This is a genomic window from Rhodococcus sp. DMU1 (assembly GCF_012272955.1).
Taxonomy (GTDB): domain Bacteria; phylum Actinomycetota; class Actinomycetes; order Mycobacteriales; family Mycobacteriaceae; genus Rhodococcus; species Rhodococcus aetherivorans.
Genome location: NZ_CP050952.1, coordinates 1757234 through 1773339, shown reverse-complemented (window position 1 = coordinate 1773339; position 16106 = coordinate 1757234). Strand labels below are relative to the sequence as shown.

The window sequence follows — 16106 nt, the reverse complement described above, 5'->3', positions numbered from 1 at the left end:
CCCGGACCGCTCAGGCCGAGAGCGCCGCGCGCAGTTCGGCCTCCGTCGTGACCGGCCTGTCGCACACGTATCCGCGGCACACGTACGCCGCCGGCCCTCCGTCGACCAGCGGGCGGTCGGCCAGCAACGGGGACGAGTCCGGGTCCCCGCCGACCACGACGGCGCCGCCGGGGGCCGCCTGCCGCACGACGGAGAGCAGCTCGCCGCCGCCGACCACGGCCACCTGGATCGGGCCGCGCACCGCCGCCTCGGCGACCGTCAGCCAGTGCCCGGCCGAGCGCGGCGCCCGCTCGAGCAGCACCACCGCCGACCGCAGCGACGCGTCCACCGCGTCGGCGTACCGCGGGTCCTCGGGCACGACCGCGGCGAGGGTGAGCAGGGCCTCGGAGATCAGCGCCGCCCCCGACGGGGTGGCGCCGTCGATCGGGTCACGAGGCCGCGCCACCAGGGTCTCGGCGTCGTCGGCGGTGTCGAACCAGCTTCCGGGCCGCGCCGGATCCTGGAAGTGCGTCAACGCGACGTCGGCGAGGGCCCGGGCCGGGTCGAGCCACGCGGCGTCGCCCGTCGCCTGGTACACCGCCAGCAGGGCGGTGACGAGGGCGCCGTAGTCCTCGAGCACACCTGCCGGGGCGCCGACCGTGCCGCCGAGGGAGGCACGGCGGAGCCGTCCGTCCACCAGGTGCAGGTCCAGCAGGGCCCGGGCGCAGTCGACGGCCGCGTCGACCCAGTCGGTGCGGCCGAACGCGGCACCGGCCTCGGCCAGCGCGGTGATCGCGAAACCGTTCCACGCCGTGACGACCTTGTCGTCGCGGCCGGGCTGCGGCCGCTGCAGCCGGGCGGCGAACAGCTCGGCCCGCACCCGCTCGTAGCGCTCGGCATCGTCCGGGTCGGCGAGCAGCTGCAGCACCGACGAGCCGTGTTCGAAGGTGCCGGCGTCGGTCACGGTGAACAGCTCGGCCGCCCACTGCGCGTCGTCGCCGAGGACCTCGGCCAGCTGCCCGGGGGTCCACACGTAGGTCAGGCCCTCGACCCCGTCCGTGTCGGCGTCGAGAGCGGAGGCGAAGCAGCGCCCGGCCGTGCGCAGGTCCCGCAGCAGGAACTCGACGGTCTCCTCGGTGACCCGTCGCACCCAGGGCGCCGACGTCCGTCGCGCGAGGTGGGCGTACACCCGCAGCAGCAGCGCGTTGTCGTAGAGCATCTTCTCGAAGTGCGGGACCACCCACCCGGCGTCGACGCTGTAACGGGCGAAGCCGCCGGCCAGCTGGTCGTAGATGCCGCCCCGCGCCATCGCTTCGGCCGTCCGCTCGACGAGGGACAGCACGGCCGGGTTCCCGCTGCGCTCGTATCCGCGCAGCAGACCCTCGAGCAGCGCGGACGGCGGGAACTTCGGGGCGCCCCCGAACCCGCCGTGCACCGCATCCTCGTCGGCGGCGACGGCGGCGTCGGCGGCGTCGAGCAGCGCGGCGTCCACCGGGCGCTCGCCGGGAGCGAGGCCGCCGCTGCCGCGGCGCAGCTCGGAGACGATGGCGACGGCGGACCGGTGCACGTCGGCGCGACGGTTGCGCCAGGTCTCGGCGATCGCCTCGAGCAGCTGGGTGAACGACGGCATGCCGCCGCGCGGCATCTTCGGGTAGTAGGTGCCGCAGTAGAACGGGGCGCCGTCCGGGGTGAGGAAGCACGTCATCGGCCAGCCGCCCTGCCCGGTCATCGCGACGGTGGCGTTCATGTAGATCGCGTCGATGTCCGGGCGTTCCTCCCGGTCCACCTTGATGCACACGAAGTGCTCATTCATCAGCGCGGCGGTGGCCTCGTCCTCGAACGACTCGTGCGCCATCACGTGGCACCAGTGGCACGCCGCGTACCCCACGGACAGCAGGACCGGCACGTCCCGCTCCCGGGCCCAGGCCAGCGCCTCGTCACCCCACTGGTGCCAGTGCACCGGGTTGCCGGCGTGTTGCCGCAGGTAGGGGCTGGTCGCCTCGCCGAGGGTGTTCCGGTTGCGGGTGCCGGGCACCGACGGCTCCGGGGGTGTCACGACGCGCCCGTCAGTTGGTGGCCATCGGGGGCTGGGGGTGGTCGGGTTTGCGGCTCTCCGCGGCCCCGCGATCGGTCCCCTCGTCCGCGGCCTGGTCCGGCTCCGGATGCTCGGGCTCGAACGTCTCGGGCAGCTTGCCGAGCCGCTTGTTCATCGAGCGGATCAGCAGGGCGGTCGCCACGAGCAGGATCACGATGAGCGCGAGACCGAGCGGCGACGCCTTGCCGAATTCGGGGCCGGTGGGGTCCTGGGCCAGAACCTCGGCCGCCAGCATGCCTACCGTCATCTCACCTGTCCGTCCTCGAGGCCCGCGAACAGATCCGTTTCGGGGATCGCCGTGTGCACGCGGGTCTTGGCCAATTCGAATTCCTCCGTCGGCCACACCTTCTGCTGGATGTCCAGCGGCACGGCGAAGAAGGAGCCGTTGGGGTCGATCTGCGTCGCATGGGCGCGCAGTGCGTCGTCCCGCTTCGGGAAGTAGTCGCTGCAGGTGATCTGCGTGGTCACCCGCGCCATGATGTCGCCCTGCTCGGTGCGCCACCGCTTGAGCCATTCCTCCATGGGGAACGGTTCGCCGCGCCGCTCGTACTCCTCGCGGAACAATTCCAGGCGCTTGCGGATGAACCCGTGCGAGTAGTACAGCTTCTGCACCTTCCACGCCGGGCCGGCCTCGGGGAACCGATCCGGGTCGCCGGCCGCCTCGTACGCCGCGACGGAGACCTCGTGGCAGCGGATGTGGTCGGGGTGCGGGTAGCCGCCGTTCTCGTCGTACGTGGTCATCACGTGCGGCCGGAACTCGCGGATCACCTCGACGAGCTTGCGGGTCGGTTCCTCGAGGGGCACCAGCGCGAAGCAGCCCTCGGGCAGCGGCGGCTTGGGGTCGCCCTCCGGCAGCCCGGAGTCGACGAAGCCGAGCCAGCGGTGCTGCACGCCGAGGATGCGGGCGGCCGCGGCCATCTCCTCGCGCCGGACCTCGGGCATGCGGTCCTGGATCCCGGGGATGTCCATGGCGGGATTGAGGATGTCGCCGCGTTCACCCCCGGTGAGGGTGACCACCAGCACCTCGTGCCCTTCCGCGGCATAGCGGGCCGTCGTGGCGGCACCCTTGCTCGACTCGTCATCGGGATGGGCATGCACGGCCATGAGCCGTAGTCCGCTCACGTCTTTCCTCCACCTCGCCGTCGGCTGCATCGTCGCGGCCCGGACCACCGGCACTGCGAGCCGGCGTCCTGGGTTCCTCCCCTATAGTTCCACCTGACACGTCCATCGTCAGCCACGCCCCCGCGGCCTTCGCGGGTGCACGAAAGTAAATGTGATGACCGACACCACCCCGATCGACCGCTACCCGACCGGCCGCTACCCGGCGACGGGCGGATCCCGCCGCACCTGGTTGTGGGCGCTGGTCGCGGTCGGGCTCGTCGTCGGGGTGGTCGGGGCGTTCCTGCTCTACCAGAAGTTCGGCACCCCGGAGATCGAGAGCGACGTCGTCACCTACACCGTCGTCGACGACTCCACCGTCCAGGTGCAGTTCACCGTGACGCGGAAGGATCCGTCGCAGGAGGCGGTGTGCATCATCCGCTCGCGGTCGAAGGACGGGTCCGAAACGGGCCGCCGCGAGGTGCTGATCCCCTCGTCCGAGTCCGGCACCCTGCTGATGGACGCACCGGTGGTGACGTCGCAGCGCCCGGGCATGGCGGACATGTACGGCTGCAGCTTCGACGTGCCCGAATACCTGCGCGCACACTGACCGCACGCTGCGGATTCCGTGGTGGAGACCACGTTGGTGCTAGAATCGCCGGATACACGGTTCCACCCTTTGGGGCCGTGTATTGCTGCATAGGAAGCAGTGCGGTCCTGTTCGCCACTGGCTTGGGGGGAACGTTCGAGGGATCCGCGTTGCCGTCGTCGCTGCGAGTGCGGCGACCAGTCGACGGAGCCGGGGGCTCCAACCCGAAGGAAGTGATCGAGGATGACCGAGACCCAGGTGACCTGGCTGACACAGGAGTCGTACGACCGACTCAAGGCAGAACTCGACCAGCTCATCGCGAATCGTCCCGTCATCGCGGCCGAGATCAACGAGCGCCGTGAAGAGGGCGACCTCAAGGAGAACGGTGGTTACCACGCCGCTCGCGAGGAGCAGGGTCAGCAGGAGGCCCGGATTCGTCAGCTGCAGGAACTGCTGAACAACGCGAAGGTCGGTGTTGCGCCCACCCAGTCCGGCGTCGCGCTGCCCGGCTCGGTCGTCACGGTGTACTACGACGGCGACGAAAGCGACAAGGAAACGTTCCTCATCGCCACCCGTGAGGAAGGCGCCCGGGGCAACGAGATCGAGATCTACTCGCCCAGCTCCCCGCTGGGCGGTGCCCTGATCGACGCGAAGGTCGGCGAGACCCGCGAGTACACGCTCCCCAACGGCAGCACCATGAAGGTGACGCTCGTCAGCGCGGAGCCGTACCACAGCTGATCGGCGGCAGCCGCCTCGCGGCGCGGCCGGCACGACGTGAAGGGCCCGACCGGTCTCCGGTCGGGCCCTTCTCGCGCGCCCGGGGCAGGCGGTTCAGAGCAGGCGCCGGGCCTTCATGCCGGGGAAGACCGCGCCGACGCGCACCACGTCCCCGAACGTCGGGGCGTGCACCATCTGACCGCCGCCGATGTAGATGCCCACGTGCCCCGGCCCGTCGGACTGCCAGTTGCCGAACACCAGATCCCCCGGCCGGGCCAGCTGGATCGGGATCTCGGTGCCGACCCGCCACTGCGTCTGCGAGGTGCGCGGCAACCTCACCCCGGTCGCCGCGTACACCGCGTACGACGTCAGGCCCGAGCAGTCGAACCCTCCCCCCGACGGACCGTTGACGTTGCCGCCACCCCACACGTACGGCAGCCCCAGATACCGGAACGCCAGGTCCACCACCCGGTTGCCGGTCTCGGTCATCCCCGGCAACCCCAGCCCGAAGAACGGCGAGAGCAGCCGCGCGAACACCATCTCCGTCGCCCGGATCTTCGCCACGTACGGCTTGGTCTGGTTCTCGTAGTCCGGCGACCCGGACGGCATCCCCCCGGACCGGCGCACCGCCCCCAGCCCGGCGTTGTACGCCGCCAACGTCAGGTCCAGGGTGTCCCCGCGCACCACCCCCTGCGCCTTCCACTGCTCGATCTGCCGGTAGTTGTCGCACAACAGATTCCCCGACGCCATCACCGGATCGGCGATGCCCAGCACATCGGCCCGCCCGTCCCCGTCGGCGTCCTTGCCGTAGGCATCCCAGGTTCCGGGCATGAACTGCCCCGGCCCCTTCGCCCCCACCGGCGAGACCGGGGCGCTGGGCCCGTACCGGAAGCCGTTCTCCGCCGAGTACAGCGCCGCCAGCACCGGCGCGCCGACCCCGTCGCACAACTGTCCGGCCTTGCGCAGCCACGGCGCGAACACCGCGATCGCGCCGATCGGCGCCAGGTTCGTCCCGGGCAGGATCGCCGGGATCGACGGCAACGTCACCGCGCCGCCACCCCACGCCGGACCCGGCGCCCACGCGTCGCTGCCCGTCGCCCCGGTGGCCGGCGCCCCGAACACCGACGGCCGTCCCGCCGGCGCGGCCGGCGCCAGCACCGACGGCACCTGTTCGAGCACGGCCTGCACCGGGTTCTCCACCGGCGCCGGCGGCGGTTCGAGCACCGCGGCCGCCTCCGCCGGCAGGTGCGGCATCAGCGCGTCCTTCGCCGCCGACGTCGCGTCCGCCACGGCCTGCTCCGCCGCCGGACGCATCGGCTCGGGCAACCCCGCCACCAGATCGGCGACTTGCCGGTCCGTGGTCGCGGCGGAGGCTTCGGCCGATGTCTGGAACGACTCGACCGCCTGCGTCACCTGTTCCTTGATCTGATCCGGGATGTCCGCTCCCTGTACCAGGGCACTCGCCGCCGTGGCCACCGCCACAATCACCGCCGACGGGTCAACTGACATACGCGAACTCCCCATCCCTCAGACGACCGCCTTCACCGTACTTGTGATCTCTGTCACCGGTGCGGTTTCGTTACTTGGATATCATATATATGTAAGAACCTGTTCCAGTTTGGCTGTTGTGACGCGCCACACAGCGAACTCGAAGTTACATCAACAGGAAATGCGGCGCTCGATCACCGCGCGGTCGACCAGGAGGTTCGGGGGTCGAGAGGGCGGTTCCTGCGGCCACATGCGAGAAGAGGCGCCCACATCCGCCCCCTCGCCGCAGTCACATCCGGGTTTACGCCTCCAGTGCCTGCTCGATGTCCGCGACGAGGTCGGCGGCATCCTCGATGCCGACGGACAGGCGCACCAGGTCTTCCGGGACCTCGAGCAGCGACCCGGCGGTCGAGGCGTGCGTCATCGCGCCCGGGTGCTCGATCAGCGACTCGACACCACCGAGGGACTCGGCGAGGGTGAAGATCTCGGTTCGTGCGCAGAAGTCGAGGGCGGCCTGCTTGCCGCCGGCCAGGCGCAGCGAGACCATGCCGCCGAACCGGCGCATCTGCTTCGAGGCGACGGCGTGGTCGGGGTGCGCCTCGTGGCCGGGGTAGATCACCTGGGCGACGGCGGGATGCCCGTCGAGCAGCTCGACGATCTTCTCGGCGTTGTCGCTGTGCCGTTCCATCCGCAGTGCCAGCGTCTTGATGCCGCGCATCGTCAGGTACGCGTCGAACGGGCCCGGGACGGCGCCCGCACCGTTCTGCAGGAACGCGAACCTGGTGTCGAGTTCCTCGTCGTTCGTGACCAGCGCGCCGCCGACCACGTCGGAGTGGCCACCGAGGTACTTGGTGGTCGAGTGCAGTGCGACGTCGGCCCCCAGGGCCAGCGGCTGCTGCAGGTACGGCGACGCGAACGTGTTGTCGACCACGATCTTCGCCCCACCGGTGTGCGCGACGTCGGCGAGGGCCGCGATGTCGCCGATGTTGAGCAGGGGGTTCGTCGGGGTCTCGACCCACACCAGCTTGGTGGTGGGGCGCATCGCCTCGCGCACGGCGTCGACGTCCGAGATGGGCGCGGGCGTGTACTCGATGCCCCACTGCGTGAACACCTTGTCGATCAGCCGGAAGGTGCCGCCGTAGGCGTCGTTGGGGATGACGAGGTGATCGCCGGGCCGCAGCACCGAACGCAGCAGGCAGTCGGTGGCGGCCATGCCGGAGCTGAAGGCCCGGCCGAAGGTGCCCGCCTCGATGGCCGCGAGGTTCGCCTCGAGCGGCTTGCGGGTGGGGTTTCCGGTGCGGGCGTACTCGAATCCGCCGCGCATCCCGCCGACCCCGTCCTGCGCGAACGTCGAACTCGCATAGATGGGGACGTTGACGGCGCCGGTCGCCGGGTCGGGATCGTATCCGGCGTGGATCGCTCGGGTGGAAAAGCCGTGGCTGCGCTGCTCACTCATGCGGCTCAGCCTAGTCGGGGGCACACGCCGGTGGCCCGGGGAACACACCCCGGGCCACCGGCGCGGCCGCTACGAGCCCGCGCTGATGAACCCGAGCAGGTCGTGACGGGTGATCACGCCGACGGGCTTGCCGTCGTCGATGACCAGCAGCGCATCGGTGTCGCCGAACGCCTTCGTAGCGGCGGCGATCGACTCGCCGACACCGATCAGCGGCAGCGACGGGCTCATGTGCTTCGCGACGGGGTCGGCCAGCCTCGCGCGGCCCTCGAAGACGGCGCTGAGGAGCTCGCGCTCGCTGACGCTGCCCGCGACCTCACCGGCGGTGACGGGCGGCTCGGCACCCACGACCGGCATCTGCGAGACCCCGTACTCGCGCAGGATCTCGACGGCGTCGCGGACCGTCTCCGACGGGTGCGTGTGCACGAGGGCGGGCAGCTCCCCCGACTTGCTGCGCAGCACGTCGCCGACGGTCGAATCGTCCGGCTTGCCGTCGAGCGGGGCCCGCAGGAAACCGTACGAGGCCATCCACTTGTCGTTGAAGATCTTCGACATGTAGCCGCGCCCACCGTCGGGAAGCAGTACCACGACGAGCGCGTCCGGTCCCTCGCGCTCGGCGACCCTCAGGGCGGCGACGACGGCCATGCCGCACGACCCGCCGACGAGCAGGCCCTCCTCGCGGGCGAGACGCCGGGTCATGTCGAACGAGTCCGCGTCGGAGACGGCGATGATCTCGTCGGGGATCGAGGGGTCGTAGGCGCTGGGCCAGAAGTCCTCGCCCACACCCTCGACGAGGTACGGGCGACCGGTGCCGCCGGAGTAGACGGAGCCCTCCGGGTCGGCGCCGATCACCTTGACCTTGCCGCCGGAAACCTCCTTGAGGTAGCGGCCGGTGCCGGTGATGGTGCCGCCGGTGCCGACGCCGGCGACGAAGTGGGTCACCTTGCCGTCGGTATCGCGCCAGATCTCCGGGCCGGTGGTCTCGTAGTGGCTCTCCGGCCCGGCCGGGTTGGAGTACTGGTCGGGCTTCCAGCCGCCGGGCAGTTCCCGGGCGAGCCGGTCGGAGACGCTGTAGTAGCTGTCGGGATGCTCCGGGGGCACCGCGGTCGGGCACACCACGACCTCGGCGCCGTACGCGCGGAGCACGTTGCGCTTGTCCTCGCTGACCTTGTCGGGACACACGAACACGCACTTGTAGCCGCGCTGTTGCGCGACGAGCGCGAGACCGATGCCGGTGTTGCCGGAGGTCGGCTCGACGATGGTGCCGCCCGGTTTCAGCGCACCCGAGGCTTCGGCGGCGTCGACCATCTTGACCGCGATGCGGTCCTTGGAACTGCCACCGGGGTTGAAGTATTCGACCTTCGCCGCGACCAGCCCCGAACCCGGCTTCGTCACCGAGTTGAGCTTGACCAGCGGCGTGTTTCCGATGAGACCGACGACGGAATCCGCTATGCGCATTCCTCCATGGTCTCAGATGCCTCTGCGCAACGCCGTTCCGGCTGCTCGAGCGACGCATACGACGCACACTGGACACGGCAACTTCAGGGTGTGGCCGTCCTCTCGGAAAGGTGATCCACCGTGCCCCGAACTTCGTGGCGTGCCGCGGCGCTGGCCGGCGCGACGGCCGTCGCCGCCGGCTCCGGCGCCGGCGGCGCCTCGTGGCTGACGTACACGTACCTGATGCGCCAGGCGACGGAAGCGAGAGGCGTCATCGGCCGCACCTGGGCGAAGCCGCCCGAGGCGGACGGGGTGTACCTGCCCGGAGCGCAGTCCCCGGTGCCGTGGCGCCGCGACGTGCCGTTCGACCTGCACCTGATGATCTTCGGGGATTCGACGGCGGCCGGCCTGGGCTGCGCGAGCGCCGCCGAGGTGCCCGGGGTGCTGCTGGCCCGCGCCCTGGCCGACGAGTCCCGTCGCCGGGTCCGGCTCAGCACGAAGGCGATCGCGGGGGCCACCTCGCGGGGCCTGGCGGGGCAGGTCGACGCGATGTACGTGGCGGGACCGCCGCCGGACGCGGCCGTCATCCTGGTCGGTGCCAACGACGTGACCGCGAAGCAGTCGCTGCATCGTTCGGCGCAGCGGCTGGGCTCGGCGGTGCACCGGCTGCGCGCCGGCGGCGCCGTCGTGGTCGTCGGCACGTGCCCCGACCTCGGGGTGGTCGGCGCGATCCCCCAGCCGCTGCGCACGGTGGTGCGGACGTGGGGGCGGCAACTGGCCCGCGCGCAGGCCGCGGCGACGCGCGCGGCCGGTGGGCATCCGGTGCCGCTGGCAGACCTGTTGACGCCCGAGTTCCTCTCCGCGCCGGACCGCCTGTTCTCCGCGGACGGGTTCCATCCCTCGGCCGCGGGATACGAGCTGGCGGCCCGTCACCTGCTGCCGGTGCTGGCCGCCGCGCTGGGTCACTGGGCGGGCGGTCCGGTGCCGGAGCCGCCGCTGACGTCGGCGGCTGCCCGGCTGTGGCTGCCCCGGACACGCCGCGGGCCCCGGGAACGGCTGTTCCCGGGGCCCGCGGTCGGCACGGTGGCCGGAGAGATCGGCTAGTCGTTCTGGAAGTACGACAGCAGGCGCAGGATCTCGACGTACAGCCAGACCAGGGTGACGGTCAGACCGAAGGCAACGCCCCACGCGGCCTTCTCCGGCGCCTGGGCGCGGATGAGCTGATCGGCGGCGTCGAAGTCCAGCAGGAAGCTGAACGCGGCGATGCCGATGCAGACGAGGCTGAAGACGATCGCCAGGGTGCCGCCGTCGCGCAGGCCCAGGCCGCCGTCGACGAAGAAGCTCGCCACCAGGTTGCCCAGCGCCAGGACGAGGACACCGATCAGCGCGCCGACGATCATGCGCGTCAGACGCGGGGTCACGCGGATCGCCCCGGTGCGGTAGACGACGAGCATGCCGAAGAACACGCCGAACGTGCCGAGCACCGCCTGGACGATCAGGGTTCCGCCGCCGGCGCCACCGAAGGTGATGTCGGTGAACATGAACGACAGCGCACCCAGGAAGAAGCCCTCGGCGACGGCATAGGCCAGGACGATGGCCGGGTTGTCCATCTTGCGGCCGAAGGTGGCCACGAGGACCAGGACCAGGCCGATGAGACCACCGCCGATGACGAACGGCGCGGCCAGATTCACGTTGCCGTTGACGAGGACGTAGGAGATCAGCGCCGAGATCGCCAGCACGCCGAGCGTGATGCCGGTCTTGGTGACGACGTCGTCGATCGTCATCGACCGCTCGGTGGTGGGCCGGGCCCAGGGGTCCGCCTGCGCGTACTGCGGCTGGCCGAATTGCTGGGTGACCTGCGCGGCGCCCGCCGTCGCAGAGCCGAACGTGGCGTATCCGCCGCCCTCTTGCTTGGGCAGGTTGCGGAACACCGGGTTACTGGTGGTGCGCACCGTGCACATCCCTTCTCGTGGTCGGTTCTGTCCGTTCAACGATCCGCGGACGCCGGGAGTTCCCCGGACCGGAGCCGAGCACGGACAAACCGGACTCTACCGGGTGCGCACGGAGCGGGTCACGGTGAACTTACGGTTGCGTCCTGCAACTTCTGTGCGGCCGACCGTCCGCTGCAGCATCCCACGATAGTTCAGGTGGGTGTTGTAGACGGTCCACAGTTCACCGCCCGGGCGCAACAGCCGGGCGGCCGCGTCGAACATCTTCACGGCCGCGCCCGTGTGCACGGCGGCGCCGACGTGGAACGGCGGATTGCACAGCACCACGTCGACGGAGGCGTCCGGCAGCGACCCGGCCACGTCGTCGCGCAGGACCTCGACCCGGTCCGCGACGTGGTTCGCGGCGGCGGTGGCGGCGGCCGACGCGACCGCCGCGGCCGACTGATCGGTGGCGATCACCCGCAGCCCGGGGAACCGCCGGGCCACCGCGACGGCGAGGATGCCGGTGCCGCAGCCGAGGTCGACGGCGGTCTTCGCGTCGCGTGGCAGCCGGGGCAGGAAGTCCAGCAGGAATCGGGTGCCGATGTCCAGGCGGGAACCGGCGAACGCGGCCCCGTGCGCGACGACGGTGAGCCCGACGTCGGTCACTGTCTCGGTCACCGGGTAGGTCGGCTCGGCGGCGATCGGGCCGCGGGCGGTGAGCACCCGTGACTTCTGCCGGCCCCGGGAGGCCCGGACCTCGGTGAAGCTCCGGGCCAGCACCTCGTTCATCGCGGGCGTGATGTGCTTGTCGCGGCCACCGGCGAACACCGTCACGCCGGGGTCGGCGTGCCGGGCGACGGTCTCGGCGATCTCGGTGAGCGCGGCGAGCGACCGCGGCAGCTGCAGCAGCACCACCCGGGCCCCGGTGAGCAGATCGGCCCCGAGTCCGTGCACGGTGAAGCGATCGGACAGGCCCTCGCGCGCGGCGTTCGCGGCCAGGGCCCGCTCCCCCACCACCGAGTCCTGGTGCACCCGGATCCCCGACGCGGAGTACCGCACGGCGACGCCGAGGGTGAGGGCGCCGTAGTGGTCGTCGATCACCGCGACGGTCCCGGCCGGCGCCGCGGCGAGCGCGGCGTCGGCTTCGTCGAGGATCAACCTGTCGGCGGCGTCGACGGCGACCAGGTTGGGCGCCTCCACGTCCGGGAGGCGCCGCAACCGGCCGAACAACTCGTCGCCGGCAGCTGAGTCGCCGGTCAGCACTGCCCCTTGCCGGCGTTCTCGACGGCGCGCAGCGTTTCGGCCTGCTGTTCCTCGCTCAGCTCCGCCCAACCCGGCAGCGACTTCTGCGCGTCGGCGACGGAGGTCGCGGCCTGGGTGCGGTCCTGCCCCCAGGATTCGAGCTGGTCGAAGTACGGCACCAGGGCGCTGCAGATCTGGTCGTAGCTCTGGCCCAGCTCGATGCCGGTGCTTCCGGTGACCTGGCTCGTGCTCGGCGCGGCGGTGGTGGACTCGGTGGTCCCCTCGCCTGCGGAGCCGGAGTCGCCGGACGATCCGCAGGCCGCCGCGAGCAGCACCGCACCCGTACCGAACAGCGCCGCGAGAGTCTTCTTCATCGTTTCCCAATTCCGATCGCAGTGTCGTTTCCCGGAGTTTCCGGCCGTCGTTGCCGGGAGGCCCGGCCGGACAACGGTAATGGAGAACCGGCGATCGATCCGTGTCGTGCCCGCCACACCCGGGACTATCCTGGAGGAATCCACGTGAGGTGAGTGCCCCGATGGCAGAGAACGATCCACTCGCCACCCGGCGAGCCCCGGTCTCCCACGCCGGCGCGGCGGAGGACGAGACCGTCGAAGATCTGCGCCTCGCGGGGTTCGCGGACGCCGTGGAGATCGGCCGCGGCGGTTTCGGGGTGGTGTACCGGTGCCGGGAGACGGCACTCGACCGCACCGTCGCGGTGAAGGTGCTCACCGCGACGCTCGACGCCGACAACCTCGAACGGTTCCTCCGCGAGCAGCGCGCGATGGGCCGGCTCTCCGGGCACCCGCACATCGTCACCGTGCTGCAGGTCGGCACGACCGGCAGCGGCCGGCCCTACCTGGTGATGCACTACCACCCGCACGACTCGCTCGAGGCCCGCATCCGCCGCTACGGACCGCTGCCGTGGCCGGACGTGCTGCGCATCGGCGTCAAGCTGTCCGGGGCGCTCGAGACGGCACACCGGGCCGACGTGCTGCACCGCGACGTCAAGCCCGCGAACATCCTGCTCACCGAGTACGGCGAACCGCAGCTGACCGACTTCGGCATCGCGCGCATCGGCGACGGCTTCCACACCTCGTCGGGCGCGATCACCGGCTCCCCGGCGTTCACCGCGCCGGAGATCCTGGCCGGCACGCCGCCCACCCCGGCCGCCGACGTCTACGGCCTGGCCGCCACCCTGTTCTGTGCGCTGACCGGGCACGCGGCGTTCGAGCGGCGCCGCGGCGAGCAGGTCGTCACACAGTTCCTGCGGATCACGACCGAACCGGTCCCGGATCTGCGTAGCACCGGCGTCCCGGACGACGTGTGCTCGGCCCTCGAGCGCGGCATGGCCACCGAGCCGGATGCCCGTCCGCAGTCCGCCGCGGAGTTCGGGGAGCTGCTGCAGCAGGCGCAGGAGCGCGGCGGCTGCGACGTGGACGAGATGGCGCTGCCCGTGGGTCCGGACAGTCTCGGGCCGCTGCCGGTCGCGGGGACCACGCACACCACCGGACCGCACCCCACGCCCACCGCGATCACCACGCCGCCGGTGCCGGCAACCCGATTCCGGCCGCAGGCACCCACCCGGCCGCTGGTGAAGCGCACCCGGCTCATCGACCGGCTGCGCCTCGGCCGGCGCCGCCGCCTCGTCGCGATCCACGCCCCGACCGGGTTCGGGAAGTCGACGCTGGCCGCCCAGTGGCGGGAGGTACTCACCGCCGAGGGTGTTGCGGTGGCGTGGCTCGCGGTCGATCGGGACGACAACAACGTGGTGTGGTTCCTCACCCATCTGATCGAGGCGTTCCGGCAGGTGCGTCCGCAGTTCGCCCGTCAGCTGCGGCAGGTGCTCGAGGCCCACGGCGACGACGCTGAGCGGTACGTGCTGTCCACCCTGATCGACGAGATCCACCGGGAGGAGGCGCCGATGGCCCTGGTGATCGAGGACTGGCACCTCGTCACCGCCCCGGGGACCGTCGCCGCACTGGACTTCCTCCTCGACCGCGGGTGCCATCACCTGCAGATCGTGGTGACCAGCCGGAGCCAGGCCGGCTTACCGCTCAGCCGGATGCGGGTCCTCGACGAGCTCATCGAGATCGACTCGGACGCCCTGCGTTTCGACGCCGAGGAATCCGATGCCTTTCTGCGCGACGTGAGCGGCCTGGACCTCGAGCCCGAGGACGTCCGCGACCTGACCGACGTCACCGACGGCTGGGTCGCCGCGCTGCAACTGGTGTCGTTGTCGCTGCGCGACAGTGAGGATCCGACCGGGCTGATCGAGAACCTCTCCGGCCGGCACCACGCCATCGGCGAGTTCCTCGCGGACAACGTGCTCGACACCCTCGAGCCGGAGGTGTACGAGTTCCTGCTCGCGACGTCGATCACCGAGGAGATCACCGGCAGCCTCGCCACCGCGCTCACCGGCGACCCGCACGGGCAGGCGATGCTCGAGCAGATCGAGGAGCGGGACCTGTTCCTGCGCCGGGTCGACGACGAGGGCCGCTGGTTCCGCTACCACCGGCTGTTCGCGGACTTCCTGCGCCGCCGGCTCGAACGCGATCACCCCGAACGCGTGGGCGCGCTGCACCACGCCGCCGCGGAATGGTTTGCGCGCCAGCACATGCTGCGCGAGGCCGTGGACCATGCGCTCAGCGCCGACGAGCCGGAACTCGCGGTCGAGATGGTCGCCGCCGACGGGATGCTCCTGGTCGAGCACTCCCACATGACGACGCTGCTGGCGCTGGTCGCGAAACTGCCGCCGCGTGGGGTGGCGGCGCATCCGCAGCTGCAGATGACCGTCGCGTGGGCGAACGCGTTGCTGCAACGGGCCGACCAGACCCGCGTCGCCCTCGCCGCGGCCCGGGGATGCCTGAGCTGCTGCAACGCGCCCGAGGAGGACATCGCGGTCCTGCAGGTCGAGGCCGACGTCGTCGACGGTGTCGTCGCCGCCTCCACCGACCACACCGCCGGCGTCGCGGACAAGGTCGCGCCGTGCCTGGACGACCCGGACACCTTCCGCCCTTGGGTGGTGTCCGTCGCGGCGAACGTGGCGACCTTCGTGGACGTCTACCGGTTCGACTTCGAGGCGGCGCGGCGACGGCAGCGGTGGGCCGAGCCGTACCACCGGGCCACCAACGGCCCCTTCAGCCTCGTGTACGGGCTGTGCCTGCTCGGCATCGCGGCCAACGAGCAGCTCGACGTCGCCACGGCCGAAAGGCACTTCCGCGCGGGGTTGCGGGCCGCCCGCAAGGGGGGCGGCGTCCACACCCATGCCGCGCGCCTGGCCGCCGCCATGCTCGGGGAGCTGCTCTACGAGCAGGGCCGGATCGCCGAGGCCGAGGCTCTGCTCGACGAGAGTCACGAGCTCGGAACCGAGGGCGGCGTACCGGACTTCATGATCGCCCGGTTCGTCACGGCCGCGCGGCTCAAGGCGCTGCGCGGCGACCGCGCCGCGGCGGCGGCACTGCTCGACGAGGGAGCGCGGGCCGCCGACGACTACCGGTTGCCGCGGCTGCGTGCCCGGGTGATCAACGAACGCGTGCGGCTCGGCCTGCCGGTTCCGCGGCCCGCCCCGCGGGAGATGCCGGATTCCGACGCCCCGGATCCGGACGGCATCGCGGAGATCACCGCGCAGGTGGAGGACGCCACCGCCATCCGTCTCCTCTACGGCACGGGCCGGGCCGAGGACGTGGCCCGGGCCTGCGACTGGGCCCGGCTGTGGCATCGCCGGGTGTCCGGCCGCGGCCGGTACCGCGCCGAACTGCAGGCGGCGCGGCTGCTCGTGGCGTGCCTGCACGCGGCCGGACGTCTCGAGGAGGCCCAGGAGGTGCTGGCCCCCGCGGTGGCCACGTGCGGGCGGCTGGGCATGCTCCGCTATCTCGTCGACGGTGGAGCCCATGTGGTGCAGGTCCTCCCGTTGCTCCGCGACCGGCTGCAGACTCTGCTGTGGCCCCCGGACTGGCCGGCGGTGGACGAGGCCTTTCTCGACGAGATGCTGCGGCTGACGGAGTCGGGCGGCACGAGCACCGCGCTCTGAGCACCGGCCGTCGGGGCACGCGTCGGCGGACGGGTAGGGCAGACTGC

At 71.6% G+C, this 16106-nt stretch carries 13 protein-coding genes; 4 read left to right on the top strand and 9 right to left on the bottom strand.

What is annotated here, in order from left to right; genetic code table 11:
• Nucleotides 1–10: 10 nt before the first annotated feature.
• The 3 genes from HFP48_RS08410 to mca are packed head-to-tail and all read right to left on the bottom strand — an operon-like array spanning nt 11 to nt 3196.
• Nucleotides 11–2035, bottom strand: coding sequence for a thioredoxin domain-containing protein (locus tag HFP48_RS08410; protein ID WP_168579348.1), 2025 nt, complete (start codon nt 2033–2035; stop codon nt 11–13).
• A 10-nt stretch (nt 2036–2045) separates the two neighbouring features.
• Nucleotides 2046–2321, bottom strand: coding sequence for a hypothetical protein (locus HFP48_RS08405; protein ID WP_006940388.1), 276 nt, complete (start codon nt 2319–2321; stop codon nt 2046–2048).
• Complete coding sequence (gene mca / locus HFP48_RS08400; RefSeq protein ID WP_029542206.1) at nt 2318–3196, bottom strand: mycothiol conjugate amidase Mca; 879 nt, start codon at nt 3194–3196, stop codon at nt 2318–2320. Before mca ends, HFP48_RS08405 begins: the two co-directional genes overlap by 4 nt.
• A 154-nt stretch (nt 3197–3350) precedes the next feature.
• On the opposite strand from mca, the gene HFP48_RS08395 reads away from it, so the two are divergent.
• Entirely contained in the window at nt 3351–3782 is a 432-nt protein-coding gene (locus HFP48_RS08395) for a DUF4307 domain-containing protein (protein ID WP_029542204.1), read from the top strand.
• Nucleotides 3783–4004: 222 nt separating this feature from the next.
• Nucleotides 4005–4499: a transcription elongation factor GreA gene (greA, locus tag HFP48_RS08390; protein WP_003935085.1), complete on the top strand. Its 495-nt coding sequence runs from the start codon at nt 4005–4007 to the stop codon at nt 4497–4499.
• Between the two features lie 93 nt (nt 4500–4592).
• Here greA and HFP48_RS08385 read toward each other — a convergent pair whose 3' ends face one another.
• The 3 genes from HFP48_RS08385 to HFP48_RS08375 all read right to left on the bottom strand — a co-directional run bounded on the left by HFP48_RS08385 (nt 4593) and on the right by HFP48_RS08375 (nt 8877).
• A complete protein-coding gene (locus HFP48_RS08385; RefSeq protein WP_168579347.1) occupies nt 4593–5987 on the bottom strand; it encodes a bifunctional lytic transglycosylase/C40 family peptidase in 1395 nt (464 codons plus the stop codon).
• A gap of 280 nt (nt 5988–6267) precedes the next feature.
• Nucleotides 6268–7422, bottom strand: a complete 1155-nt coding sequence (locus tag HFP48_RS08380) for a cystathionine gamma-synthase (RefSeq protein ID WP_006939059.1) — start codon at nt 7420–7422, stop codon at nt 6268–6270.
• Nucleotides 7423–7491: 69 nt separating this feature from the next.
• Nucleotides 7492–8877, bottom strand: a complete 1386-nt coding sequence (locus tag HFP48_RS08375) for a cystathionine beta-synthase (RefSeq protein WP_006939058.1) — start codon at nt 8875–8877, stop codon at nt 7492–7494.
• Nucleotides 8878–8997: 120 nt separating this feature from the next.
• Here HFP48_RS08375 and HFP48_RS08370 point away from each other — a divergent pair, with 120 nt between their 5' ends.
• Nucleotides 8998–9960, top strand: coding sequence for an SGNH/GDSL hydrolase family protein (locus HFP48_RS08370; protein ID WP_050034817.1), 963 nt, complete (start codon nt 8998–9000; stop codon nt 9958–9960).
• Here the strand turns inward: HFP48_RS08370 and HFP48_RS08365 are convergent.
• From HFP48_RS08365 to HFP48_RS08355, 3 genes are all read right to left on the bottom strand, one after another.
• Complete coding sequence (locus HFP48_RS08365) at nt 9957–10808, bottom strand: Bax inhibitor-1/YccA family protein (protein ID WP_029542200.1); 852 nt, start codon at nt 10806–10808, stop codon at nt 9957–9959. The two genes, HFP48_RS08370 and HFP48_RS08365, sit on opposite strands and share 4 nt — an antisense overlap.
• Before the next feature lie 96 nt (nt 10809–10904).
• Nucleotides 10905–12050, bottom strand: coding sequence for a methyltransferase (locus tag HFP48_RS08360; protein ID WP_168579346.1), 1146 nt, complete (start codon nt 12048–12050; stop codon nt 10905–10907).
• The gene (locus tag HFP48_RS08355) at nt 12044–12403 is read right to left on the bottom strand and encodes a hypothetical protein (protein WP_006935793.1); all 360 of its coding nucleotides are present in this window, start codon (nt 12401–12403) and stop codon (nt 12044–12046) included. Before HFP48_RS08355 ends, HFP48_RS08360 begins: the two co-directional genes overlap by 7 nt.
• 161 nt (nt 12404–12564) lie before the next feature.
• Here HFP48_RS08355 and HFP48_RS08350 point away from each other — a divergent pair, with 161 nt between their 5' ends.
• Nucleotides 12565–16059: a serine/threonine-protein kinase gene (locus tag HFP48_RS08350; RefSeq protein ID WP_065922860.1), complete on the top strand. Its 3495-nt coding sequence runs from the start codon at nt 12565–12567 to the stop codon at nt 16057–16059.
• The last annotated feature ends 47 nt before the right edge of the window (nt 16060–16106 follow it).

What these genes read in the sequence shown, in the direction of transcription:
- greA (WP_003935085.1), top strand. Translation starts at nt 4,005, where the DNA reads ATGACCGAGACCCAGGTGACCTGGCTGACACAGGAGTCGTACGACCGA.
- HFP48_RS08350 (WP_065922860.1), top strand. Translation starts at nt 12,565, where the DNA reads ATGGCAGAGAACGATCCACTCGCCACCCGGCGAGCCCCGGTCTCCCAC.
- HFP48_RS08405 (WP_006940388.1), bottom strand. Translation starts at nt 2,321, where the DNA reads ATGACGGTAGGCATGCTGGCGGCCGAGGTTCTGGCCCAGGACCCCACC.
- HFP48_RS08395 (WP_029542204.1), top strand. Translation starts at nt 3,351, where the DNA reads ATGACCGACACCACCCCGATCGACCGCTACCCGACCGGCCGCTACCCG.
- HFP48_RS08375 (WP_006939058.1), bottom strand. Translation starts at nt 8,877, where the DNA reads ATGCGCATAGCGGATTCCGTCGTCGGTCTCATCGGAAACACGCCGCTG.
- HFP48_RS08380 (WP_006939059.1), bottom strand. Translation starts at nt 7,422, where the DNA reads ATGAGTGAGCAGCGCAGCCACGGCTTTTCCACCCGAGCGATCCACGCC.
- HFP48_RS08385 (WP_168579347.1), bottom strand. Translation starts at nt 5,987, where the DNA reads ATGTCAGTTGACCCGTCGGCGGTGATTGTGGCGGTGGCCACGGCGGCG.
- HFP48_RS08355 (WP_006935793.1), bottom strand. Translation starts at nt 12,403, where the DNA reads ATGAAGAAGACTCTCGCGGCGCTGTTCGGTACGGGTGCGGTGCTGCTC.